23 protein-coding genes, 1 tRNA gene and 1 pseudogene are annotated in these 21370 nt (G+C 48.1%); 19 read left to right on the forward strand and 6 right to left on the reverse strand.

Annotation, left to right across the window (positions count from 1 at the left end; genetic code table 11):
* Position 1: 1 nt before the first annotated feature.
* The 5 genes from B3850_RS07170 to B3850_RS07190 are packed head-to-tail and all read left to right on the forward strand — an operon-like array spanning position 2 to position 4797.
* Entirely contained in the window at positions 2-1108 is a 1107-nt protein-coding gene (locus B3850_RS07170) for an ABC transporter substrate-binding protein (protein WP_286875342.1), read from the forward strand.
* The gene (locus B3850_RS07175; protein WP_286911580.1) at positions 1087-2742 is read left to right on the forward strand and encodes an ABC transporter permease; all 1656 of its coding nucleotides are present in this window, start codon (positions 1087-1089) and stop codon (positions 2740-2742) included. The genes B3850_RS07170 and B3850_RS07175 overlap by 22 nt, the downstream gene beginning before the upstream one ends.
* Positions 2726-3388 (forward strand): ATP-binding cassette domain-containing protein, encoded by a 663-nt coding sequence (locus B3850_RS07180; RefSeq protein ID WP_286911581.1) that lies wholly within the window; start codon positions 2726-2728, stop codon positions 3386-3388. Before B3850_RS07175 ends, B3850_RS07180 begins: the two co-directional genes overlap by 17 nt.
* Positions 3381-4007: a CDP-alcohol phosphatidyltransferase family protein gene (locus B3850_RS07185; protein WP_286911582.1), complete on the forward strand. Its 627-nt coding sequence runs from the start codon at positions 3381-3383 to the stop codon at positions 4005-4007. Before B3850_RS07180 ends, B3850_RS07185 begins: the two co-directional genes overlap by 8 nt.
* Complete coding sequence (locus B3850_RS07190) at positions 4000-4797, forward strand: sterol desaturase family protein (RefSeq protein ID WP_286875349.1); 798 nt, start codon at positions 4000-4002, stop codon at positions 4795-4797. The genes B3850_RS07185 and B3850_RS07190 overlap by 8 nt, the downstream gene beginning before the upstream one ends.
* 9 nt (positions 4798-4806) lie before the next feature.
* Here the strand turns inward: B3850_RS07190 and B3850_RS07195 are convergent.
* The 6 genes from B3850_RS07195 to flgA all read right to left on the reverse strand — a co-directional run bounded on the left by B3850_RS07195 (position 4807) and on the right by flgA (position 8271).
* Positions 4807-4880, reverse strand: a tRNA-Arg gene (locus B3850_RS07195).
* Positions 4881-4921: 41 nt separating this feature from the next.
* Positions 4922-6085, reverse strand: a complete 1164-nt coding sequence (locus tag B3850_RS07200; RefSeq protein ID WP_286911583.1) for a flagellar assembly protein FlgT — start codon at positions 6083-6085, stop codon at positions 4922-4924.
* Positions 6086-6192: 107 nt separating this feature from the next.
* Positions 6193-6672 carry an LPP20 family lipoprotein gene (locus B3850_RS07205; RefSeq protein ID WP_286872627.1) on the reverse strand — a complete coding sequence of 160 codons (480 nt, stop codon included), beginning with the start codon at positions 6670-6672 and terminating at the stop codon, positions 6193-6195.
* Between the two features lie 58 nt (positions 6673-6730).
* Positions 6731-7132 carry a flagellar protein FlgN gene (locus B3850_RS07210; RefSeq protein WP_088768682.1) on the reverse strand — a complete coding sequence of 134 codons (402 nt, stop codon included), beginning with the start codon at positions 7130-7132 and terminating at the stop codon, positions 6731-6733.
* Positions 7132-7455, reverse strand: coding sequence for a flagellar biosynthesis anti-sigma factor FlgM (flgM, locus tag B3850_RS07215; RefSeq protein ID WP_286872632.1), 324 nt, complete (start codon positions 7453-7455; stop codon positions 7132-7134). The genes B3850_RS07210 and flgM overlap by 1 nt, the downstream gene beginning before the upstream one ends.
* Positions 7456-7545: 90 nt before the next feature.
* Positions 7546-8271 (reverse strand): flagellar basal body P-ring formation chaperone FlgA, encoded by a 726-nt coding sequence (flgA, locus tag B3850_RS07220; RefSeq protein WP_286872635.1) that lies wholly within the window; start codon positions 8269-8271, stop codon positions 7546-7548.
* A 163-nt stretch (positions 8272-8434) separates the two neighbouring features.
* Between flgA and B3850_RS07225 the strand changes: the two genes are divergently transcribed.
* The 14 genes and pseudogenes from B3850_RS07225 to B3850_RS07290 all read left to right on the forward strand — a co-directional run.
* A complete protein-coding gene (locus B3850_RS07225; RefSeq protein WP_286872637.1) occupies positions 8435-9370 on the forward strand; it encodes a chemotaxis protein CheV in 936 nt (311 codons plus the stop codon).
* Positions 9371-9390: 20 nt separating this feature from the next.
* Positions 9391-10224 (forward strand): CheR family methyltransferase, encoded by an 834-nt coding sequence (locus B3850_RS07230; RefSeq protein ID WP_286872640.1) that lies wholly within the window; start codon positions 9391-9393, stop codon positions 10222-10224.
* 95 nt (positions 10225-10319) lie between these two features.
* Positions 10320-10721, forward strand: coding sequence for a flagellar basal body rod protein FlgB (flgB, locus tag B3850_RS07235; protein WP_286872643.1), 402 nt, complete (start codon positions 10320-10322; stop codon positions 10719-10721).
* A gap of 15 nt (positions 10722-10736) precedes the next feature.
* The gene (gene flgC / locus B3850_RS07240) at positions 10737-11189 is read left to right on the forward strand and encodes a flagellar basal body rod protein FlgC (RefSeq protein ID WP_126752966.1); all 453 of its coding nucleotides are present in this window, start codon (positions 10737-10739) and stop codon (positions 11187-11189) included.
* Positions 11190-11203: 14 nt separating this feature from the next.
* A complete protein-coding gene (locus tag B3850_RS07245) occupies positions 11204-11887 on the forward strand; it encodes a flagellar hook assembly protein FlgD (RefSeq protein WP_286872647.1) in 684 nt (227 codons plus the stop codon).
* A gap of 15 nt (positions 11888-11902) precedes the next feature.
* The gene (flgE, locus tag B3850_RS07250; protein WP_286872651.1) at positions 11903-13270 is read left to right on the forward strand and encodes a flagellar hook protein FlgE; all 1368 of its coding nucleotides are present in this window, start codon (positions 11903-11905) and stop codon (positions 13268-13270) included.
* A 121-nt stretch (positions 13271-13391) separates the two neighbouring features.
* Entirely contained in the window at positions 13392-14135 is a 744-nt protein-coding gene (flgF, locus tag B3850_RS07255; RefSeq protein ID WP_286872654.1) for a flagellar basal-body rod protein FlgF, read from the forward strand.
* A gap of 37 nt (positions 14136-14172) precedes the next feature.
* The gene (gene flgG / locus B3850_RS07260) at positions 14173-14961 is read left to right on the forward strand and encodes a flagellar basal-body rod protein FlgG (RefSeq protein WP_053952970.1); all 789 of its coding nucleotides are present in this window, start codon (positions 14173-14175) and stop codon (positions 14959-14961) included.
* Between the two features lie 22 nt (positions 14962-14983).
* Entirely contained in the window at positions 14984-15658 is a 675-nt protein-coding gene (flgH, locus tag B3850_RS07265) for a flagellar basal body L-ring protein FlgH (protein ID WP_053952969.1), read from the forward strand.
* A gap of 55 nt (positions 15659-15713) precedes the next feature.
* Positions 15714-16769: a flagellar basal body P-ring protein FlgI gene (locus B3850_RS07270; RefSeq protein ID WP_414654242.1), complete on the forward strand. Its 1056-nt coding sequence runs from the start codon at positions 15714-15716 to the stop codon at positions 16767-16769.
* 12 nt (positions 16770-16781) lie between these two features.
* Positions 16782-17741: a flagellar assembly peptidoglycan hydrolase FlgJ gene (flgJ, locus tag B3850_RS07275; RefSeq protein ID WP_286872663.1), complete on the forward strand. Its 960-nt coding sequence runs from the start codon at positions 16782-16784 to the stop codon at positions 17739-17741.
* Positions 17742-17834: 93 nt separating this feature from the next.
* On the forward strand, positions 17835-19850 hold the full coding sequence (gene flgK / locus B3850_RS07280) for a flagellar hook-associated protein FlgK (RefSeq protein WP_286911584.1): 2016 nt from the start codon (positions 17835-17837) through the stop codon (positions 19848-19850).
* A 5-nt stretch (positions 19851-19855) separates the two neighbouring features.
* Complete coding sequence (flgL, locus tag B3850_RS07285; protein WP_286911585.1) at positions 19856-21070, forward strand: flagellar hook-associated protein FlgL; 1215 nt, start codon at positions 19856-19858, stop codon at positions 21068-21070.
* A gap of 115 nt (positions 21071-21185) precedes the next feature.
* Positions 21186-21370, forward strand: a pseudogene (locus B3850_RS07290) (IS110 family transposase); the annotation flags it as partial.

Consider the following 21370-nt stretch of genomic DNA (forward strand, 5'->3'; position numbering starts at 1 on the left):
TATGCGGGTACTCGCTTTAATTACTCTTGTTCTTTTGACTTTATTTGGCACAACTCTATTTGGTACACCCCTGGCAAAAGCCGAGGTAGTGAACTTTTATGCCTGGGGCGGTTCACCGCAAGTAAACAGTTACTTACGCTGGGCGCAACAGGAGTTAAAAGCCGAAGGTATTCAGCTTAGACACAACAAAATTGCTGACGCCTCAGAAGTGGTTAAGCAGTTAATTAATGGTTATTCCAATGCCGATATTATTTGGATTAACGGTGAGAATTTCCACGCCCTAAAAAAAGCTAATGCTCTGCTGCCCATTGTTGACGATATTAAAGGTATGCAGCACATTAACCCAGATCTCAATTGGCGAACCGACTTTGGAGAGCCAGTTAATGGACTGGAGGTCCCTTGGGGGGTAGGTCAGTTTAACCTCATAGCTCGGCCCGGAGTGTTTGAAACAGAAGCCGTGAGTGCACATGAGCTACTGCGTGCCGCACAGAACTATAAAGGCCGAATAAGTTACCCAAAACCGCCGGAATTTCATGGTACAACATTTCTGAAGTCTTTATTATTATCTCTTTACCCCGAGAGGCGGTCAGTATTTCAGCAACCGGTAGCGTCAGTTAACGCGCAAGAAATCACTCAACCGCTCTGGAATTACCTGAACAAGCTTCATCCTTTATTGTGGCAGCAGGGCGGTAACTTTCCGTCATCTGCCGGTGAGCAGGTGTCGTATTTAGCGAATGGGCAGCTGGTTATGGCGGTAAGCTTTAATCCCAATGACTACAGAACTTTGGTCAACCAGGGGCGTTTGCCAGCTGGAGTTAAGCGGTACACTTTATCTGACCGAGCTATGACCAACACGCATTATTTAGCCGTTCCCAAAACAGCACAGAATCCAAAGCTCGCGAAACAAGTCATTGAGTTTTTATTGTCTGTGCAAGCGCAGCTTCGCAAAGCAGATACTAACCGCTGGGGAGACCCTTCTGTTTTAGCGCCGCAATTACTGCAAACTCAAGAAGCCAGTCAGCAGACAGAGCTGTTACCGTCAACCGATGACTTTCACGCCAGCTGGCAGTCGTATTTGGAGCAGCAATGGTCCGAGCGCTATCAGTAGCTATTAAGTTTGCCTTCATTGTGTTACCGGTCGGCGGTGGCTTAATGCTGCTGTTGCTTTCGTCTTTTAGCGCGGACTCGGGCATAACCAACAACGCTGTTTATACTATTTTGAATGAGCGCGCGACGTTAGTGTCGACACTATTGGTCGCTGTTGTGGCTCCGTTAATGGCTTGCTATTTGGCGTTGTGGCTGGCGCCTGGACTATTAAAACGCCCCAGACTGCAACAGCTGCTTTCACCGGTATTGTCGGTACCGCATGTGGCGTTTGCCGTTGGACTTATGCTGCTATTCAGTCCTTCCGGCTGGCTTATTCGTTTGGTTGAGAGCGTCACCGGCCTGTTGCCGTTTCCACCGCAAGGCTGGCCCTTACCGGAAAAATCCGTGATTACCGTTATGGTAGTCCTGGTATTAAAAGAGCTGCCATTTTTGCTGCTGATGATAGCTGCCCAGCTAAAACAAGTGCCTGCCGGTTCCTGGCTGACTCAGGCACAAAGCTACGGCTACAGTCAGCGGCAGGCGTGGTGGCGGGTTGTTACGCCAGAGCTCCTAAAGCGCTTAACCTTGCCTATGGCTGCCGTTATTATTTATTCGTTGTCGGTGGTTGACATTCCACTGCTGGTGGGCAGTAACACCGAAGCATTGCTGGCGCAGCGCGTCTATGAATGGACGTTCCAGTTTTCACCGGAAAGTCAAAGTAAGGCAGTCGCCGGCGCCTGGATCCTTATGGTTATCGCGGTACTGCTGCTGTTTCTTAATAGATTACATTCTGGTTTGTATCGTAAGTGGGCGCTTACCAAAGCGCTAAGAAAACAATGGTCGAAAACGACATTTTCCGATAAAGCCGCAAAAATCACTTGGATAACCTTTGGTTTTTTGTCACTCGCGATAATTGCTGTGCTCATACTGCAAAGTCTCGCATCAAGTTGGTTTTATCCGACACTCATGCCAGAAACTCTGAGTTTGAACCGCAGGCAGAGCGAATGGCATTACCTCACGGAGCCTTCATTCAATAGTATTTGGCTGGCCTTAACCAGTGCTTTACTGGGTGTTATTTTTGCGGTCGTGCTGCTTCAACATCAACGCGAACAAAAACAGAAAGGCTCCTTAAACGTCTGGGTTCTAATTGCTTTGTTCGTTCCACAAGTGCCGTTAGTTCTTGGCTGGCAGATGATGCTTGGTGAGTACTTAAATCAGGGCTGGAATGTTATGTGGATCGCTTGGTCACATACGGTATACACAGTGCCTTATGCGTATTTAGTGTTACACGGTGCCTATACGCAGTTTGACGAACAATGGCTGGTAAAAGCGCAAAGCTTAGGGTATTCCGCCAGACAAGCTTGGTGGAAAGTCATGCTACCTATGTTGAGAACTCCGTTGGCAACGGCGTTTGCGATCGCTTTTTCGGTGAGCATTGCGCAGTATTTGCCGACTCAATGGCTGGGGCAGGGGCTGACACCGACATTAACGACAGAAGCGGTCAGCGTTGCCGGCGGCGGGGATTGGCGTATTGGCAGCCTTTATGCGTTGCTGCAAACTATATTGCCACTTATTGTGTTTATTAGTGTAGGTCTGCTGAGTACAGGCTTAAAAGGCAAAAAAACAAAAGTGAAACGCTATGCTGACTATTCGTAATTTGGTTATTTTTTCCGAAACGACAGGCTCCTCAAACAGGCTGTTGCTTCGACTCAATAGCCTGGACATAAAACCTGGAGAAGTGGTGACGTTAATGGGTCCCAGCGGCGTGGGTAAGTCGACCTTACTGCGCTGGGTTCTCGGTGAGCCGTTAACGGACTTTTGCGTAAAGGGTGAACTGACGCTGAACAACAACGACATTGGTCAGCTATCAATAGCGCAACGGCGAATGGGCATGATGTTTCAAAAAGGCGGCTTGTTTCCGCATATGACGGTTGCCGAGAATTGCCTGTTCGCACAAAAGCCTCGCTCAACCCTCAATCGCAAAGCGCAAGCTGAAAAAGCAATGTCCATGCTGAGTACGCTGGGGTTAAACGACAAATGGGACCATTACCCGCATAGCTTAAGTGGCGGCCAGTATTCCCGAATTTCGTTACTTTGCGCGTTACTGGCAGAGCCAAAAGCCATGTTGTTGGACGAGCCGTTTTCGGCACTTGATGCTAATTTGAGGGAAGAAGTAAGAGACTGGACCTTCCAACAGTTGAAAGAAAACAAGATACCCACGCTGTTGGTCACGCATGATCGCACCGATGCTCATGGGCGTATTTTAACGGTGAATGGAGACAAAGAGATAGTGGATGATTGATCCTAAATTATTACCCATAACTCGTGCTGTGCTGGATGTTCCGGCCCGACTGTTGGTGAGGCTGGGCGTAACGGCTGACCAAGTCACGGTGTCCGGGTTTGTGGTTGGGTTACTGGCTGTGCCGTTATTGGCTTTGGAACACTACACGGCTGCGCTTATTGCTATTTTACTGAACCGGCTGGCCGACGGCCTCGACGGGGCAGTTGCCAGACGAACGCAACTGACCGATGCCGGTGGTTATATCGATATTGTGCTCGACTTTATTTTCTATAGTGCGGTGGTGTTTGGTTTTTTACTGGCATCTCCAGAGCAGCACGCCGTAGCAGCCGGAGTGCTACTGGTGACCTTTATGGGCACGGGGTCTACGTTTTTGGCATTTGCCAGCGTGGCGGGGAAGCGGGGAATCGAGAACCCTTCCTACCCCAATAAGTCACTGCACTATATGGGCGGTTTAACGGAAGGTTTTGAAACCATACTGGCATTTGTCGCATTTTGTCTGTGGCCTCAGCATTTTGCTGTGTTGGCGTATATATTTGCGGTGGCCTGCTGGATAACAGCAATAACCCGCATTGTGGCGGGTTACCGAACCTTAAAAAAGGGAGCAGCTGACAATGTCTGAAACAGCCTGGCGACTGAGCGTATTTGTGGGTGTGCTTATTCTCATGGTGTTGTGGGAGTATGCATTGCCTAAACGCCGGTCGCGTTACAGTCGAAAGCAGCGCTGGCCGGCAAACTTAGGCATTGTGGTTATTGATAGCGTGCTTTTAAGAATTATTGCCCCCATTGGTTTAACTGGCGTAGCGGTATGGGCTGAAAACAGCGGCTGGGGCGTATTTCATAGCGCAATAGCAAGCGGTGCGCCGTTTTGGCTGGTTGTGACATTAAGCATTCTTGCGCTCGATATTGCTATTTACTGGCAGCACCGGCTGTTTCACCGGGTGCCTTTGTTATGGCGGCTGCATCGGGTGCATCATGCGGACCCTGACTTCGATGTGACGACCGGTTTGCGCTTCCATCCGGTAGAAATTGTTTTGAGCTTTTTTATTAAAGCCGCTGCGGTTATCGCTCTAGGTGCACCGGGTGTTGCTGTTATTGTGTTTGAGATTATTCTGAATGCCTGTTCGCTGTTTAACCATGGCAATGTGGCCCTGCCCAAGCCGTTAGAAAAAGCGGTGCGAAAAATTCTAATTACGCAAGAATTGCATCGCATTCACCACAGTGTCGAAAAGGAAGAAACCAACAGCAATTACGGGTTTAGTGTGACTTGGTGGGACCACCTCTTCAAAAGTTTCACTCCCGCACCTAAAGCGGGCTCAGAAAACATTGATATTGGCCTGAAGGAATACCGTGACCAGGCAGTAACAACTAAAATTTGGGGCCTACTGAAAATACCTTTTATTCGTGGCTGAGTTGGCTTGCGTCCCCGGCAGGAGTCGAACCTGCGACCTATTGCTTAGGAGGCAATTGCTCTATCCAGCTGAGCTACGGGGACGTGCCGCGAATTATGCCAGAACCGGCAGACGGTTTCATCCCCTAGTCAATGGGGACAACCCAGTCTCTCACCTGCACGTTATGCAACATCTTGCCGCTGGTTAGCCGAGCGACAGCTGTGCTTTGTTGAACTTGCTGAACTTCCACCTCAAACTGGCTGACTTCCCATTTTTGGCGGAAGCGGCCCTGGTCGTCGGTAAAGTGGCTTGGGTGGAGAACTTTTAACTTATCGCCGACGTTCACACCATGCTGTTCGCCCAAATTAAACTGGACGGTTTTGTCATCGACCGCAATGACCCGACCTCGCACTGGCTTACAAACAAGCTTTTCTTTCACGCCACCGGCCAGGTCTTCTAAGCCACTGTCGAGAGCGGCGCCAAAAGGTTCGTCCCAGAAGTTAGCAGTAGCCACATCAACGGCTGCCGAGCGGTCAAACGTCCAGGGTTGAGTGTCTTCAACTCGGGCACGCGTCACCAGCTGGCCAGTGCTTGCATCTAATAAATAAAGGGTTAGTGCGTAATGGCGGTCAGGCGTTGATGACCATAACCAGCCTGAATCCGTATTCATCATAGCCAGGTCGTCAAATAATCCAAACACCACAAACTGACTGTCATTAGCCAGCCCAAGACTTCGTGCCATACGACCTAACTCTTCAAGGTTCAGACCACTTAAAGCGTTGTTTAGACCGGCGTGACGCTGCAAGGTATGCGCAATATGAATTTGGCTGCCAACACCGCCCAGAGTGCGGGAAAAGCGCTCAGCGGCAACTTCACCAATGTCCCAAATTTGGCCCCAGGTGCCATGGGCTCGATCACGAAGCTCAAACGGCACAATAGTGACGGAATTTTTGTAGCTACTGCGGGTGCAGTCACCTTCACGGTTCCAGATATCAGCACGTAATAGAACCACGACACGATCATCACGAACCTCTTCACGAACAATACTGACCTGATCAACATTGCCACGACTGGTCCACTGGGTTTCTGTGTTACTTAATACACCGTCGACAACTTGCTGAATACTGCTGATACTGCCACCGGTGGAGAGTAGGGCTTGCTGAAGAGCGTTTTCAATGGCTTGCTGGCGCGCCTTTTCGACATCGCCGTTAACAATACGCGCCGTACCCTGAGCTTCAATCCAGCGGGCGTCGCTTGGAAACGCAAGAAAAATAAGTGACGCGAGTAAAAGCAAGGTCTTCCAGTTCATGTGTCGTATCCCAGTCTTATCCAAAGTGTCGATTTATTGTCGGTCTTTGTGGTTTTCTCTGAAATAAACTGCAAGAACCCTGCCAAATTATGACTTAAAAGCGCCGCTTAATAATAAACAACACGTTTTACTTTTTGCTGGCGGTTGGTGCTTTGATACAAGCGGTGCACTTTCTCAAAGTCTAAACGCAACTCTGTCGCGTAATACTCGCCAACAGTGTAGGTTTTCACGACTTCGGCCCCGCGAATAACACCGTCAACCGATGCCTGAAAGCTGTCGTTATTTAACGCCCAGTCTTCCACCGAACTGCTACCGGCAATCCGTTGTCCGTAAACTTGCTCTGCAAGCTCTCGGTACGCAGCGAGTTTCGAGGCGCGCATAGCGTTTAGATCTTTCACTTGAGCCGAATCACCTGATTGCTTTTCAATAGGCGCATAGCCAACCGCGTTTAATACCGGAAAGGTGTCAGGCGTTTGAGTTTCCCATTCGACGTGCTTTTGATCGTACACAAAGTTGTTGTAAGCGGCACAACCGCTCAACAGCATTGATGAAAGGACAATACCCAGTGTCAAAATTTGCTTTGTCATAACGACCCCTACGGACTAAAACGTACTAATCGTTATAACGGCTGAAACGCAGAATTCTTTAACGAATTTTGCCTTTACTGTTGTAGGTAAGAGAGTCTTTGCGGGCTGACTGTAAAATACTTTGCTTGAGCTGATCAATGCTGTTCAGAGTGGACTGAACCACACGCTCATTGACTTGGTTTTGGTGCTGGATATTGGCAAGGGTTTGCTTGATAGACTCAACTGCAGTGGCTAACTGAGGGTCTTCTTTCAACGTGTCTTTATCGGGGTGCTCTGACAACAAAGTGTCGAGGCGTGTCACTTCGGCCAGAGCTTTTTCTTTTTCGGAAGTAATAGCAGGAACGTCTGCATGCTCGCGATCGACAATGGCATTTAGCTCGCGCTGTTGCAGCAAAGCCAGCCTATCTAGCGACTCCGCCATGTCATCAAGCAATTGGTTGACCGACGCGACTTCTGTCATTATTCGTCGTTACCGCCAGCGAAAAGATCAGATTCAAACTGCGCAAGTTTTGAGGCTAACTGCTCAACATTAATTTTGTATGAGCCGCTTTCAATTTCTGCTTTAATTCTGTCCACTTTAGCTTGGTCGATACCACTACTGTTCATGGCTTTTTCCTGCAAGCCGCCCAGTTGTTGCGCTTCGCTGGTTAAAGAAACCGCGTCACCACCTTTTTGAGAAACCGATGCAGAATTACCCGCCTGGCCGTTTTGAACCTGGCGATTGCTTGATTTGTTATCGATACTGGTGTTTTTCAATCCAGCATTATTGATGTTAATAGCCATTGTGTTGCCTCGCTAGATAGTAAGTCTCGGTTACTTATCGACCATATCCGAAAAAACTTAACTAAAAAATCCACTTTTTTGTAAAGTATTTTAAAGGTTGACGGTAACCTCGTTCAGCCCTGTCACAACCGCTTCTATCGACTTGCCTGAGCGGGCGTTTTTCACGACAACGGATTCGCCTTTTAAGCCGTCAGCTAACGCTTTTCCGTCAGCGGTAATTCTTAATGCTTTATTTTTAGCAACTATTGTAACCGTTTGGTCCTCACAAACAAGACAGGTATCGCTTGGTCGAATTGCCTGACCGGCGCCAATGCGCTTTTTGACGCGGGCGCCAATCAATAGTTCCTTTGTTGTATAAACGTTTGAGCGTATTTGGTTTAAATCGACTTCGGCAAAGGTTAAGTCGCTGTCGCTGATCATTTGGCCCGGAGACATAGGACCTGATGCGGTGACCACGTTTTTATAACGGTAAATTCTGACCGGCACATAGGTTCGCCAACCGTTTGCGGTAGCACACTTAATTTCTACGGTTGTGTAGCCATCTAACCTTGCGTTGCTCGCTAAGCCAACCTCTGGTGCCGCTGAACATCGCTTTGCTGTCATTCGGGGATCCAGGTTATTCGCAACAACGTCAATGCGACCACTTTCAGGTGCGCTGACCTGAGAGCGAACAAAATCATGCGCCAGAGTCTGTAATGCCTTATAATCGAGGCGTACGTCATTACTTTGTGCCAGCGCATTATTTGGGGTAAAGCCCAAGAGCAAAATCGTTATTGCAAAAAGCGAACTGATCAACAGCGATTTACGTACTATCATAAAAATATCCTGACGTTATCTACTAAGGTTATCTGGCTGCCTGCCGAAAAAAAACGGTATAACGTCAAAAGTTCGGCGGCTCGACCAATACATATTTGCTAATAGTAGTTTAAGCAAATACCGTGCCGAACAAAGGTAGCCTGCCATATTACAGGAGTGAAGCATGGCCAGTATTCTCGATTCAGTGAATCAGCGCACACAAATGGTCGGACAAAACCGACTGGAGTTATTGTTGTTCAGGTTAACAGGGAAACAACGCTTCGGAATTAATGTGTTTAAGGTCAGAGAAGTTTTACCTTGTCCTAAGTTAACGGCAATGCCGCAGCGCAACCCGTTAGTCAGAGGTGTTGCACATATTCGTGGCCAGGCTATTTCCATTATCGATTTGAGCATGGCAACCGGCGGGCCGGCTATCACCGACATTGAAAACCGCTTCGTCATTATTTCCGAATACAACCGAACTGTTCAGGGCTTCCTGGTGGGTGGTGTTGATCGCATTATGAATATTAATTGGGAAGACGTAATGCCACCGCCGAAAGGGGCCGGGCGCGACGCTTACCTGACAGCGGTAACCGAAATCGAAAATGAATTGGTTGAAATAATTGACGTTGAACGTATTTTGGCTGACATAGTGCCGGTTAACTCGGACGTTAGTGAAGAAGTGGCCAATGCAGAAGTCAATGTGGCCAAAGAAGACCTCACTCTTCTTATTACCGATGACTCTTCAGTAGCACGCAACCAAATTAAGCGCGCGCTTCAGTCGCTGGGTATTAACCTGGAAGTGAAGAAAAACGGTAAAGAAGCGCTTGAGTATTTAAAAGAGAAAGCAAAAGAGCTGGGCGGCAATGTACATACCCACGTACCTGTTATGGTGTCTGACGTAGAGATGCCGGTGATGGATGGCTATACATTAACCGCTGAGGTAAAAGCTGACCCCGATTTACGCGATATTCATGTTATTTTGCATACATCATTGAGTGGCGTCTTTAATCAGGCTATGGTGAAGAAAGTCGGCGCCGATGATTTTATTGCAAAATTTCATCCCGATGAGCTGGCGACAGCCGTTCAAAAATGGCTTAATACCGAAGTAACCATTTAAAGAGTAGCAGTTAATATAACGTGTCGAATCGCGAATTAAGTTTATCGGAATACCAAGAGTTTCGTCAGTTCCTGGAGCACCAGTGCGGTATTGTACTGGGCGAGAGTAAACTGTACTTGGTTAAAAGCCGGCTCAGCCCGTTAATGGGGCGCTTTAATATTGACTCGTTGTCAGAGTTGGTAAAGCGCTCTATGAAAATTAGTGAACGCGCAGTGAGGGCGGCGGTTATTGACGCCATGACCACTAATGAAACCTTATGGTTTCGCGACACTTACCCATTTCAAATTCTGCACGATCGCATTTTACCCGAATACAAAAACCACACCGGACCTTTAAAAATATGGTCAGCGGCCTGTTCGTCCGGGCAAGAGCCATACTCTATTGCCATTACCTATGACGAATTTAAGGCCAAAAATCCGGGTGCTCTAAAAGGTGGCATTAAAGTGACCGCCACGGATATTTCCAATAAGGTATTAGAGCAGTGTGGTATTGGTGAATACGACAGTTTGGCACTAGCACGCGGTTTATCGGCAGAGCGTCGTCAAAAGTATTTCACTGACGGCAGTAAGCCAGGTTCGATGAAGGTCAGAGATAACTTGAAAACACATATCCACTTTCGACACCTGAACTTACTGGACAGCTATTCATTACTCGGCAAATTCGACGTTATTTTTTGCCGCAACGTGCTTATTTACTTCTCCCCGGAAGTAAAGCGGAAAATAATTGCCCAATTCCGGCAATCGTTAAACCCGGGCGGCTACCTCATTCTTGGCGCATCGGAGTCTATTTCAGGCTTAACCGATGACTTCGAGATGATTCGCTGCAACCCCGGTATTATCTACCGTCGTAAGTAACGACGCCCCTTAGCCTACTTTTCAAAAATATCTGTCGGAAATTCTGGCACGATATCTGCATTGTCTTCACCATCGAACACTGTGGAGACAAAAAAATGGCACTTTCCATGGATAAAATTATGGGAATACAGCAACACACGCTGGGTATACGCACCCAACGTGCAGAGCTTATTGCCAATAATATCGCTAACGCAGATACCCCCGGTTACAAGGCCAAAGGGCTGGATTTTCAGCAAGCGTTGCAACAAGCACAGCGCGGCATCGAAACACACAAAATGGCGCGCACCCACGAGAAGCACTTTAGCGTTGAAATAAAACCACAGGGTACGGAAAAATTCCGCGTGCCAAATCAACCGGATACCGGTGACGGTAATACCGTTGATGTGCAGTTGGAACAAAACTTGTATGCACAAAACGCACTGGAATACGAAATGACCATGAATTTCCTCGACGGAAAAATTAGTGGCGTTAAGAAAGCCCTTGGCGGCGGACAGTAGGTGAGGTGAAAAACAATGAGCCTATTTAATATTTTCAATGTGACCGGTTCGGCAATGAGTGCCCAGTCAGTACGACTGAACACCACAGCCAGTAATCTGGCCAATGCAAACTCAGTTAGTAGCAGTATCGATGAAACCTACAAAGCGCGTAACCCGGTCTTCGCGACCGCACTAGCTGACGCTAAAGGTGATTATCGCGGCAACAGCCTAACGAACCAGACGCAAGCTGGACAAGCGGCGGGCGTAAAAGTTCTGGGTATTGTCGAAAGCGATGACCCACTGCAAATTGAATATGCACCAAACCATCCCATGGCGGACGAAAACGGCTACATTTATAAGCCGAACGTTAACACTATGGAAGAAATGGCCAACATGATTTCGGCATCCCGCTCATACCAGACCAACGTTCAGGTGGCGGATACTGCCAAAACAATGACGCAGCGTTTACTTCGCCTGGGTCAAGGGTAAGCAGGAGATAACAAATGGAAGGCGTAAGCAATAACTCCTACATCGACAGCATGAAATGGAAGAAGGACGAAGGCGCGAAATACGCTGACCCTGACGAGCAGCAAAAGCTTGAGCAGGAAGACTTCTTCAAGTTGTTGACGCAGCAGTTAAATATGCAGGATCCGTCCAAGCCGGTTGAGAATGATCAGATGATTGCTCAAATGACCAGCTTCACCATGGCGGAAGGTATTACCGGAATGTCTGAGCGTTTTGACCAGTTTGCGGAAGACATGACATCAAACCAGGCATTGCAGGCTTCGACTATGGTTGGGCGTAAAGTGTTAGTATCAACTGATCAAGCTAACTTGGAAGAGGGGGCTGGTGTGTCGGGCATGATAGCCACGCCGCAAACCGCTCAGAATGTAAAGATTAGTATTAAAGACTCGACCGGTGCGGTGGTGAAAACCCTGAATTTGGGTGACATGCCAGAGGGTACTAAAGAGTTTGAGTGGGACGGAACCATGACGACTGGCGAGCAGGCACCGGCGGGCAATTACTCATTTTCGGTGAACGCGACCGTTGGAGGTCAAGCCGAGGAGCTTCCGTTACAAATGCATGCGCGTGTCCAGAGCGTCAGTACGGGCGGTGAGCGAGGCGTTGTTTTGAACCTTAAAGGATTAGGTGGCATCAAGCTTTCTGATGTCTCTGAAATTAGTTAACAAGTGAGGTGACTTATGTCATTTAGTATTGCACTCAGCGGTATCAATGCATCTCAAAAAGATTTAGATGTAACTGCTAATAATATTTCAAACGTCAAGACGTCGGGTTTTAAACAATCTAGAGCTGAATTCGCTGACGTTTATGCGACAAGCATCTTTAATGCCGGTAATACCAAAGTTGGGGACGGCGTTTTGACCTCATCGGTAGCTCAGCAGTTTAGTCAAGGCGCGCTAGAACTCACTGAAAACTCATTGGATATGGCGATTTCAGGCAACGGTTTCTTTGCAACGACAGACGGTTTGGGCTCTCGTGACATGACTTATACGCGTTCGGGTGCATTTAAGCTAAACGATGACAAGTTTATTGTGGATAACCAAGGTAACTTTTTACAGGGTTACCAAGTTAATCGTAATAGCGGAGCAACCACTTCGACGAGTTTAGCGACAACGCAACCTATCCGTGTACCTGATGTGGCAGGAGCTCCTCAACAAACCGAAAATATTTTTACAAGCTTTAACGTTGATGCGCGTTTAACGAACATTCCTGATAATGGCGGTGGCCCACCTCCGACGTCAAACTTTGATCCGGATTCGCCTTCGACTTATAACGCATCAACGTCTGCGACAGTTTACGATTCTTTGGGCGAGTCACATATTCTATCAACTTATTACGTGAAACGAGGCTCAAACCAATGGGATGTTTATGCGACGTTTGACGGCAAAGAAATTAACATGGGTACTGCCGCAAATGCTAATGGAGGTGCTGAGTCCGCAGCCGGGTCGGTAGGCCGTAGAGTTGCCTTTAACCCTGATGGGACGCCTAATGTAGCGGCTCCGAATATCACATTTCCGGAAGCAATTATTGATTTAAACGGCAGTGATCCAAATGGTGACCCTTATCTAACAAATGGTGCGGATGATACGCAAACCGTTCAATTCAACTTTCAGGATGAAACGGGCACAACAGCGCCCACACAGTTTGCTTCTGATTTTGAAGTAACAACGCTTGACCAGGATGGAACAACTGTAGGTCGTCTTACAAATGTTGATATTAGTAAAAGTGGCTCCATTGCAGCAACTTATTCTAATGGTGATGTGCAATACTTAGGGCAGGTTGCTTTGGTTCGTTTTGCGAACGAGCAAGGCCTAACTCAAATAGGTGGCACTAAGTGGCGTGAGAGTATCTCATCCGGCGAACCATTGTCTGGTGAAGCGAATACCGGAACTTTTGGTTCTATAGAAGCATCAGCGTTAGAAAACTCTAACGTAAACCTCACTAAAGAGCTGGTGGATCTGATTACCGCGCAACGTAACTTCCAGGCCAACTCGCGTTCGCTGGAAGTGAACAACACCATTAACCAGACTATCCTGCAGATTCGATAATTGAATTAGCTGGGAAATGTAAAAAAGGACGCCTTCGGGCGTCTTTTTTCGTTTTTGGCACGGAATCTGCATTGTCTAGGGTAACGATCGAAAACGACAAAATTTTGGCTGGAGGTCAGCTATGGACAAAATGCTCTGGGTTGCCATGAGCGGCGCCAAAGAAAACATGAACGCGGTGTCGGTGCGGGCAAATAACCTGGCCAACGCAAACACTGACGGTTTTAAGGCGGATTTGGAACAAGCCCGATCTATGCAGGCGTTTGGCGAAGGCTTGCCAACCCGTGTGTTTGCCATGACCGAAAGTCCTGGGCAGAACTTTGCCGCAGGTGCGCTGCAAACCACCGGCCGCAATATGGATGTTGCCATACAAGACCAGGGCTGGATAGCCGTTCAGGACCAAAATGGCAATGAACGCTATACCCGAAACGGCAGCCTGGAAGTGGGTACCGACGGCCTTCTGAAAAACTCAAAAGGTAACACCATTGTTGGTGACAACGGCCCTATTTTTGTACCCCAGCCTGTCGACAAGCTGACGATTGGAGCTAACGGTAATGTATCTGTTCGTCCTATGGGCGCACCAGAAAATGTTATGGAAGTGATAGGCCGTATCAAGTTGGTGAACCCGCCAAACGGCAATATCGAGAAAGGCACGGATGGTTTGTTCAAACTGAAAGATGACCAAGTTGCGCTAGCCGATGCCAACGTTAGATTACAAATTGGTGCTCTGGAAAGCAGTAACGTCAACAGCGTCGAAGAAATGACAAGCATGATTGCTCTGCAGCGCCAATACGAAATGAACGTCAAATTAATGAAAACCGCCGATGAAAACGCACAGCGCTCAGAGTCTCTGATGCGCATCAGTTAGTCGAAATTTCATTAATGGCGTATAGAGGAGACATAACATGAACCCAGCATTATGGATCAGTAAAACCGGACTGGATGCGCAGCAACGCGATATCTCGGTAATTTCAAATAACCTGGCGAACTCAAGTACGGTTGGCTTTAAGAAAAGCCGGGCAGTATTCGAAGACTTGCTGTATCAAAACATTAACCAGCCGGGCGGCCAGTCTGCTCAGGACACCGAGTTACCGAATGGCCTTATGGTCGGCGCCGGTACCAAAGTGGTCGCGACGCAAAAATCGCATACTCAAGGTAATGTGCAAACGACCGACAACTCGCTGGATGTGATGATTGACGGAAAAGGTTTCTTCCAGATTTTGATGCCGGACGGAACTATCTCCTACACGCGTAACGGTCAGTTTTCACTGAACGAAGAGGGGGAGATGGTGACTTCGGGTAACGGTTATACGTTAGAGCCGGCTATTCAAATTCCTGAAGACGCTATGTCAGTCAGCATTTCTCAGGAAGGTGAAGTGACGGTAACTCAGCCCGGTAACCCGGATAACGTTGTGGTCGGCCAAATTAACCTGGTCAACTTCATTAACCCAGCGGGTTTAGAGCCTATGGGTCAAAACCTGTATCGCGAGACAGCGGTCAGCGGCGCACCACTTGAGGCTGTGCCGGGTGTTGACGGTATGGGTAACACCATTCAGGGGGCTCTGGAAACCTCTAACGTCAACGTGACTGAAGAGCTGGTCAACCTGATTGAGAGTCAGCGTGGTTACGAGATGAACTCAAAAGTGATTTCCTCGGTTGACCAAATGCTGAGCTTCGTCACCCAGCAACTTTAATAATCAATAACAGGTGGCTGTGATGCGTTACTTATTAGCAACTTTAGCAATTTTAGCGGTGACGGGCTGTGCAAGCTCACCGCATAAGCCAATGCCGGATGACCCTTACTACGCACCGGTATTGCCGGAAGAGCGTGCACAGCCGGTCGTGCCAACGGGGTCTCTATTTCAGGATGCGTACGCAGACAACCTGTACTCAGACATAAAAGCGCGTCGCTTAGGCGACATTATTACGGTGACCCTGCAGGAGCAGACAACCGCCAGTAAAACGGCAACGACTGAAACCTCTAAAGAAAGCACGGCAGAGCTTGGTGCGCCAACAATGTTTGGACGGGATATTACCGTTGGAGGCAACCCGTTGTCTGCTGGCATTAACGGAACGCGGGACTTTAATGGCGACGCCAGTTCGGATCAAAGCAATCAACTTACCGGTGAAATTACTGTGACGGTGATAAAAGTACTGCCGAATGGCAACTTAATAGTGCGTGGTGAGAAGTGGATGCGCATTAATACCGGCGACGAGTACATTCGTTTAACCGGCATGATCCGGCCACGGGACATAACTGCAGCTAACCAAATTCCATCGACTCGTGTTGCCAATGCACGTATTGAATACTCAGGCACGGGCAGCCTTGCCCAAGTGCAGGAGCAGGGCTGGTTAACACGTTTCTTCAACAGTCCAATTTGGCCGTTCTAAGGAGTTGGGCATGAAAGTAGCAAAACTAATTACCTTAACCCTGTGCTTAGTCTCGATGTTGGTAGCGCCCGTGCAGGCATCTCGTATTAAAGACATTGCATCGGTGCAGGGTATTCGTGACAACCAGCTAATAGGTTATGGTTTAGTTGTTGGTTTGCCGGGAACGGGCGAGCAAACCCCGTTTACTGACCAAACTTTCCGCACTATGCTGGGTAACTTTGGTATTAATGTCCCCGCTAATGAGCGACCCAAAATTGATAATGTGGCGGCCGTTGCGGTGCATGCTGACTTGCCGGCCTTCGCGAAACCCGGTCAGAAAATTGATGTGACGGTGTCCTCCGTGGGCAGTGCCGACAGTTTAACCGGGGGTACCCTGCTTCAAACCTTCTTAAAAGGTGCGAATGGTGAAGTCTATGCTGTCGCTCAAGGCAACCTGATTGTCGGCGGCTTGGGGGCAGAGGGTAACGACGGCTCTCGTATTGTTATTAACACCCCAACGGTCGGTCGTATACCGGGAGGCGCAACGGTGGAACGTGAAGTGCGCACGTCTTTTGGTTCGTCAGACTATTTTACCTTTAACCTGCATCAGTCCGACTTTACAACGGCCAAACGTATGGCTCAGACCATTAATAATTTAGTCGGTGAAGGCGCTGCGCAGGCTGTGGATGCAACTTCGATTCGTGTTCGTGCACCGCGGGATCTAAACCAGCGTGTTAGTTATATGTCCACGCTGGAAAATTTAGAAGTGCAGCAAGCGTCTGCGTCGGCTAAAGTTATTGTGAATTCGCGCACTGGCACTATTGTTGTTGGTCAGAATGTTGAGCTACGACCAGCTGCCGTTGCACATGGCAACATGCAGGTGACTATTTCCGAGAACGTGAACGTCGATCAACCGAATCCGTTTGGTGACGGTGAAACTGTGGTGACACCGCAATCGATTATCGACGTAAACCAAGACGATGCTCGTATGTTTGTATTCCAGCCCGGCACAACGCTGAATGATCTGGTTCGTGCTGTGAATCAAATTGGTGCGGCACCAGGCGACATTATTGCCGTGCTAGAAGCGTTGAAACAAGCTGGCGCGCTTAGCGGCGAACTCATTGTTATTTAAGCCGAGGCTGATATGACAAGCTCAAACGCACAATTCAAACAAGCTGAATTAGCCATGGACACGCACAGCCTGAATGGCTTGCGTGAGCGTGCGTTTAACCCGGATGACAAGCAAGCCTTAATGGAGGCGGCGCAGCAGTTCGAAGCCATTTTCCTGAATATGGTCATGGGCAGTATGCGCAAAGCCAACGCTGTGTTCGAAGAAGGCAACATGCTGGACAGTCGCTACACCAAGATGTACCGCGATATGTACGACCAACAGCTGACGTCGGAATTGTCTAATCAAGGCTCGTTAGGCTTGGCTGAGCTTATGGTTAAGCAGCTTGGTGGTGACGACAGTTATCAACATGGGCACCAGAACCGCTCCGGTGCGAACTTAGATGATCCGCGCATGAAAAACAGAGCGGAAAGACTGAGTGAACACGGTGGTGTCGATGCCGGACTTTATTACGGCAATAAGCGGGTGAATACCGCCAAGCTTAGTGACGGCGAAGCCCATTTTAATAGCCCTGAAAGCTTTGTAGCGGCGCTTAAGCCGCATGCTGAGAAAATAGCGAAACAGGAAGGACTGAACCCGAATGCACTTATTGCTCAAGCGGCTTTGGAAACCGGATGGGGTCAGCGATTAGTACCGGGGCGGCATGGCGGCTCAAGTAATAACTTATTCAATATAAAAGCCGACCAGCGCTGGGCAGGGGATAAATCTCATGTCAGTACACTGGAGTTTGACGGTGATGTTGCCCGCAAAGAGCGCGCCGCGTTCCGTTCTTACTCTAACGTGGAACAGAGCTTGCAGGACTATGTTGACTTTATAAAAGGGCATCCGCGTTATCAGCAGGCACTAAAAGTGGCCGATGACCCGGCGCAGTACGCTGAGGCCCTGCAGTCAGCAGGCTACGCGACAGACCCTAAATACGCACAGAAAATTCAGTCGGTGTTAAATAACCCGGCATTTGCAGACAAAGCGATATAAAGCGCCTGCAACGGGCGGCAAAAATTTGCCGCCTAAACTAAACATTATTCACTCAGTGCCGATAAAGGGCACAGAGTTACTGGAGAAACATCGATGAGTTTTGACTTATTAAATATCGGTAAGAACGGCATACTGGCTCATCAACAGAGCCTGCAAATTACCGGTAAAAACATTAATAATACAAACACTCCGAGCTACGTTCGTGAACGCACCGAGTATATGGAAAGCGAATACGGAGGCCTGGAGCGCTTGCGTGTGCAGCGCATGATCGATGAGTTTGCGAATCGCCAGTTACGAAACGACATTTCCAATGTGAGCTACTACGAAGCGAATTTAGAGCAGGCAGAGCAGTTAGACACCCTGCTAGGTGACAGCACCACAAACGTCGCTTCGTCAGTAGAGAGCTTTTTCAACACACTGCAAGACGCGAATAACGACCCAGGGTCAGTCACCGCTCGCCAGCTGGTGTTGGCAGAGGCTGATGCAATGGTCACTAAGTTCAATGACTTCTCGCAGTACTTAAATGATCAGAAAGGCATTATTAACGATCGCCTGACGCTATCAACAGACAGAATTAACTCAATTTCAAAAAACCTAGCGGAATTGAATTCAAAAATTCAGAATTCGGCTGGGAAAAATAACGACAACGGCGATTTGAATGCGCTGTTGAATAAGCGCGACGAGCAATTAAGAGAGCTAGCCGAGTTAGTAGAATTCAGCACCGTGGAACAAAAAAGTGGGGCGTTAAGTGTAAATTTAAAAAACGGTCAACCCATTGTGCTTGAGAATGGTCGTTTCAACGCTGTTGCTATGAAAAGCAACCCCGATACCGAACGTTTGGAAATGGTGCTAAAAAAAGAGCACAGCGGTGGTAGTGTCAGCGAGTTCTATGTGCCGACAGACGAGTTGGGCGGCTCTATAGGTGGTTACCTTGAGTACCGTGATGAAGTTTTAGTGCCAACGCAAAAGCGCTTGGGACAACTGGCGGTGCGTATTGCAGACTCCATGAATACTCAAAACCAGAAAGGCATGGACTTAGACAACCAACTAGGTCGCAAAATATTCGACTTGTCACAAACTGAGTCGCAAGCGTTACAGTACGCAGACAACACCGGCACAGGTGAAATGACCGTACGTATTTTGGAAGGGGACAGTAAGTCTTTCCCTTCGGAAAACTTACGTATTACTAAAACAGCTAACCCGGACGAATACGAAATAGTACCGGTGAACGAAGACGGTACTGTCGTTAGCGGAGCCGATACTATAACTGTGACGCAAGCGTCGCCGGGAACTATTGATATTAGTGAGCTGGGTATTTCTTTGGACTTAACTGGCGCGGCCAATGCAGGTGACCAGTTCCTTGCAAAACCAGCTGACCGGGCAGCTTCAGAAATTAGCCTGGCCATTCGCCGCCCAGAAGACATTGCATTAGCGAATCCTATTCGGGTGAAAGATGGTATGGATAACCAAGGTGCAGCCGGTATTGAAATAGCGGCTATTAATACCCCTGACGACTATTACGATACTACGAATAATACTTTACTAGGTACTGCTCCTGCGCGCATCGAGGTGACGGGACAGACAGGAAATGCTTATGACCTGGATGTATTCGATAAAGACGGTAATCTTATAAACTCCATTACCGGAACCACCGATCTTAATGGCATTTTAGGTCAGGCGGGTTTAACCGATCCGGACTACGAAGTCGATATTAATGGTGAGCCAGCCGTTGGTGATGAATATACTATCGAATACAACACCAATGGTTTTGATGATAACAGCAATGGTCAGGCAATGGCTGACTTGCAGCGTCAGCAACTCGTCCGCCGCTCTGGCGGCGAAGAAGCAGAGCCGACTATGACCTTTAACGAAAGTTACGGTCGTTTAGTGTCGGACGTGGGCAGCCGAGTGAGCCAAAACCGTGTATTACGAGACTCTGCTGAAGCCATAAAGTCACAAACAGAAACGTTGTATGACTCGCAAGCCGGTGTGAACCTGGAAGAAGAAGCGGCGAACCTTATTCAGTACCAGCAAGCGTACACAGCGTCGGCCCGAATTATTACGACATCACAGACTATTTTTGACACCTTGCTGACGTCATTGAGGTAAGAATTATGCGACTAAGTACTAACTTATTTTTCCAGCGTGGGCTGGACAGCTTACAAACCTCACAGAGTCGGTTGGATAAAATTCAGCTAATGCTGACCAAGCAGACAAAAATTCTAAGTCCGGCGGATGACCCTATTGGTAATTCGCAGGTACTGGCGTTGAATGAAAAAATTGGCCAGAACGAACAGTTCGATCGTAACTCGGTAACACTCGAGAACAACCTGCGCCGTGAGGAGAGTGTGTTAAATAGCATCACTGACTCTATTCAAAAGGCCCGGACGCTGGCTGTTCAGGCAGGTAACGCAAGCTATGATCAAACGAACCGTAAAGCGATAGCATCAGAGTTACGCAATATCGAGACTTCTATTTTTGATTTAACCAATGCACAGGACGAGTCAGGCGAATATATATTTGCTGGCTACCAAAATCGTATTCAGCCCATGGAGTTTAATGACGCAGACCAAGCTTATGAGTATGTAGGCGACCAGGGGCAGCGTACGATTCAGTTGTCACCAACGTTATATTTACCAGCAAATGACCCGGGCAGTCGAGCGTTCTCTAATGTGTCTAAGCGCGTCGACTTTGAATTAACTGGTGGTAATAATTTTATTGAGAAAGTGGAAGTTACCAATCGTGATGCGTTAATCGCGGATACGGAAGCACGTATTGATGCTGGTGACCCGACTGACTTCACGGTTAACTTTACCGGACCGGACACTTATGAAATTGATGACGGCGTTAACCCAGTAGTGGCAGGAACGGTCACCGATGGCAAAGTTGAATATAACGGTATGACATTAGAATTAAACCCAGACAACATGCCAGTTGCTGGTGACTCGTTTAGCTACTCTATTGGTGAACCGGTGTCGCGTAATTTGTTAACGCAAATTCGAGACTTGGCCACTGCACTGGAAGAGTCGGGTCCTGAAAGCAAAGGTTTTCATGAAAGCGAAATTGCTTTTGCGCTAGATGACTTTAATACCGTCATTAGCGACTTAACCGACACGCAAGCGTCTGTCGGCGCTCGATTAAATGTTATGGACAACGCAAAGCTCAGCAACGCTGATATAGAAATAGTGAATAAAAAAGCGCGTGCAGATATTTCCGACGTCGACTACTCAGAAGCTGTAACCGATTTAGTCAAAAACGAAACCATTTACTCAGCCGCCCAACAAGTATTTACTCGTGTAAGTCGTCTAAGCTTATTCGATTACCTATAACCCATCGTTTCCGTTATATGGTGTAGCCTGATGAGATGGTCCCCTCCCTCTTACGGCATCGCAATGTGCCAATATAGAGGTTCAAGCTTCTATAGAAACAGAGTGGAGAGGACCAATGGCTATTGTAAACAGAATTGCCCTGGATTTGGCAAAGGATTTTATTCAGGTTTTGGCGCTGGATGAAAATGAGCAGGAAGTGTTTAATAAAAAGCTACGCAGCAACAAGGTGTTAGCGAAGCTGGCGACGCTGAGCCGTACAGATGACTGTGAAGTGGCCGTTGAGTCCTGCGGCATGAGTCA

The organism is Idiomarina sp. UBA4520 (assembly GCF_002388365.1).
Lineage (GTDB): Bacteria > Pseudomonadota > Gammaproteobacteria > Enterobacterales > Alteromonadaceae > Idiomarina > Idiomarina zobellii.

What these genes read in the sequence shown, in the direction of transcription:
- B3850_RS07170 (WP_286875342.1), top strand. Translation starts at nt 2, where the DNA reads ATGCGGGTACTCGCTTTAATTACTCTTGTTCTTTTGACTTTATTTGGC.
- B3850_RS07175 (WP_286911580.1), top strand. Translation starts at nt 1,087, where the DNA reads ATGGTCCGAGCGCTATCAGTAGCTATTAAGTTTGCCTTCATTGTGTTA.
- B3850_RS07180 (WP_286911581.1), top strand. Translation starts at nt 2,726, where the DNA reads ATGCTGACTATTCGTAATTTGGTTATTTTTTCCGAAACGACAGGCTCC.
- B3850_RS07185 (WP_286911582.1), top strand. Translation starts at nt 3,381, where the DNA reads ATGATTGATCCTAAATTATTACCCATAACTCGTGCTGTGCTGGATGTT.
- B3850_RS07190 (WP_286875349.1), top strand. Translation starts at nt 4,000, where the DNA reads ATGTCTGAAACAGCCTGGCGACTGAGCGTATTTGTGGGTGTGCTTATT.
- B3850_RS07200 (WP_286911583.1), bottom strand. Translation starts at nt 6,085, where the DNA reads ATGAACTGGAAGACCTTGCTTTTACTCGCGTCACTTATTTTTCTTGCG.
- B3850_RS07205 (WP_286872627.1), bottom strand. Translation starts at nt 6,672, where the DNA reads ATGACAAAGCAAATTTTGACACTGGGTATTGTCCTTTCATCAATGCTG.
- B3850_RS07210 (WP_088768682.1), bottom strand. Translation starts at nt 7,132, where the DNA reads ATGACAGAAGTCGCGTCGGTCAACCAATTGCTTGATGACATGGCGGAG.
- flgM (WP_286872632.1), bottom strand. Translation starts at nt 7,455, where the DNA reads ATGGCTATTAACATCAATAATGCTGGATTGAAAAACACCAGTATCGAT.
- flgA (WP_286872635.1), bottom strand. Translation starts at nt 8,271, where the DNA reads ATGATAGTACGTAAATCGCTGTTGATCAGTTCGCTTTTTGCAATAACG.
- B3850_RS07225 (WP_286872637.1), top strand. Translation starts at nt 8,435, where the DNA reads ATGGCCAGTATTCTCGATTCAGTGAATCAGCGCACACAAATGGTCGGA.
- flgB (WP_286872643.1), top strand. Translation starts at nt 10,320, where the DNA reads ATGGCACTTTCCATGGATAAAATTATGGGAATACAGCAACACACGCTG.
- flgC (WP_126752966.1), top strand. Translation starts at nt 10,737, where the DNA reads ATGAGCCTATTTAATATTTTCAATGTGACCGGTTCGGCAATGAGTGCC.
- B3850_RS07245 (WP_286872647.1), top strand. Translation starts at nt 11,204, where the DNA reads ATGGAAGGCGTAAGCAATAACTCCTACATCGACAGCATGAAATGGAAG.
- flgE (WP_286872651.1), top strand. Translation starts at nt 11,903, where the DNA reads ATGTCATTTAGTATTGCACTCAGCGGTATCAATGCATCTCAAAAAGAT.
- flgF (WP_286872654.1), top strand. Translation starts at nt 13,392, where the DNA reads ATGGACAAAATGCTCTGGGTTGCCATGAGCGGCGCCAAAGAAAACATG.
- flgG (WP_053952970.1), top strand. Translation starts at nt 14,173, where the DNA reads ATGAACCCAGCATTATGGATCAGTAAAACCGGACTGGATGCGCAGCAA.
- flgH (WP_053952969.1), top strand. Translation starts at nt 14,984, where the DNA reads ATGCGTTACTTATTAGCAACTTTAGCAATTTTAGCGGTGACGGGCTGT.
- B3850_RS07270 (WP_414654242.1), top strand. Translation starts at nt 15,714, where the DNA reads ATGTTGGTAGCGCCCGTGCAGGCATCTCGTATTAAAGACATTGCATCG.
- flgJ (WP_286872663.1), top strand. Translation starts at nt 16,782, where the DNA reads ATGACAAGCTCAAACGCACAATTCAAACAAGCTGAATTAGCCATGGAC.
- flgK (WP_286911584.1), top strand. Translation starts at nt 17,835, where the DNA reads ATGAGTTTTGACTTATTAAATATCGGTAAGAACGGCATACTGGCTCAT.
- flgL (WP_286911585.1), top strand. Translation starts at nt 19,856, where the DNA reads ATGCGACTAAGTACTAACTTATTTTTCCAGCGTGGGCTGGACAGCTTA.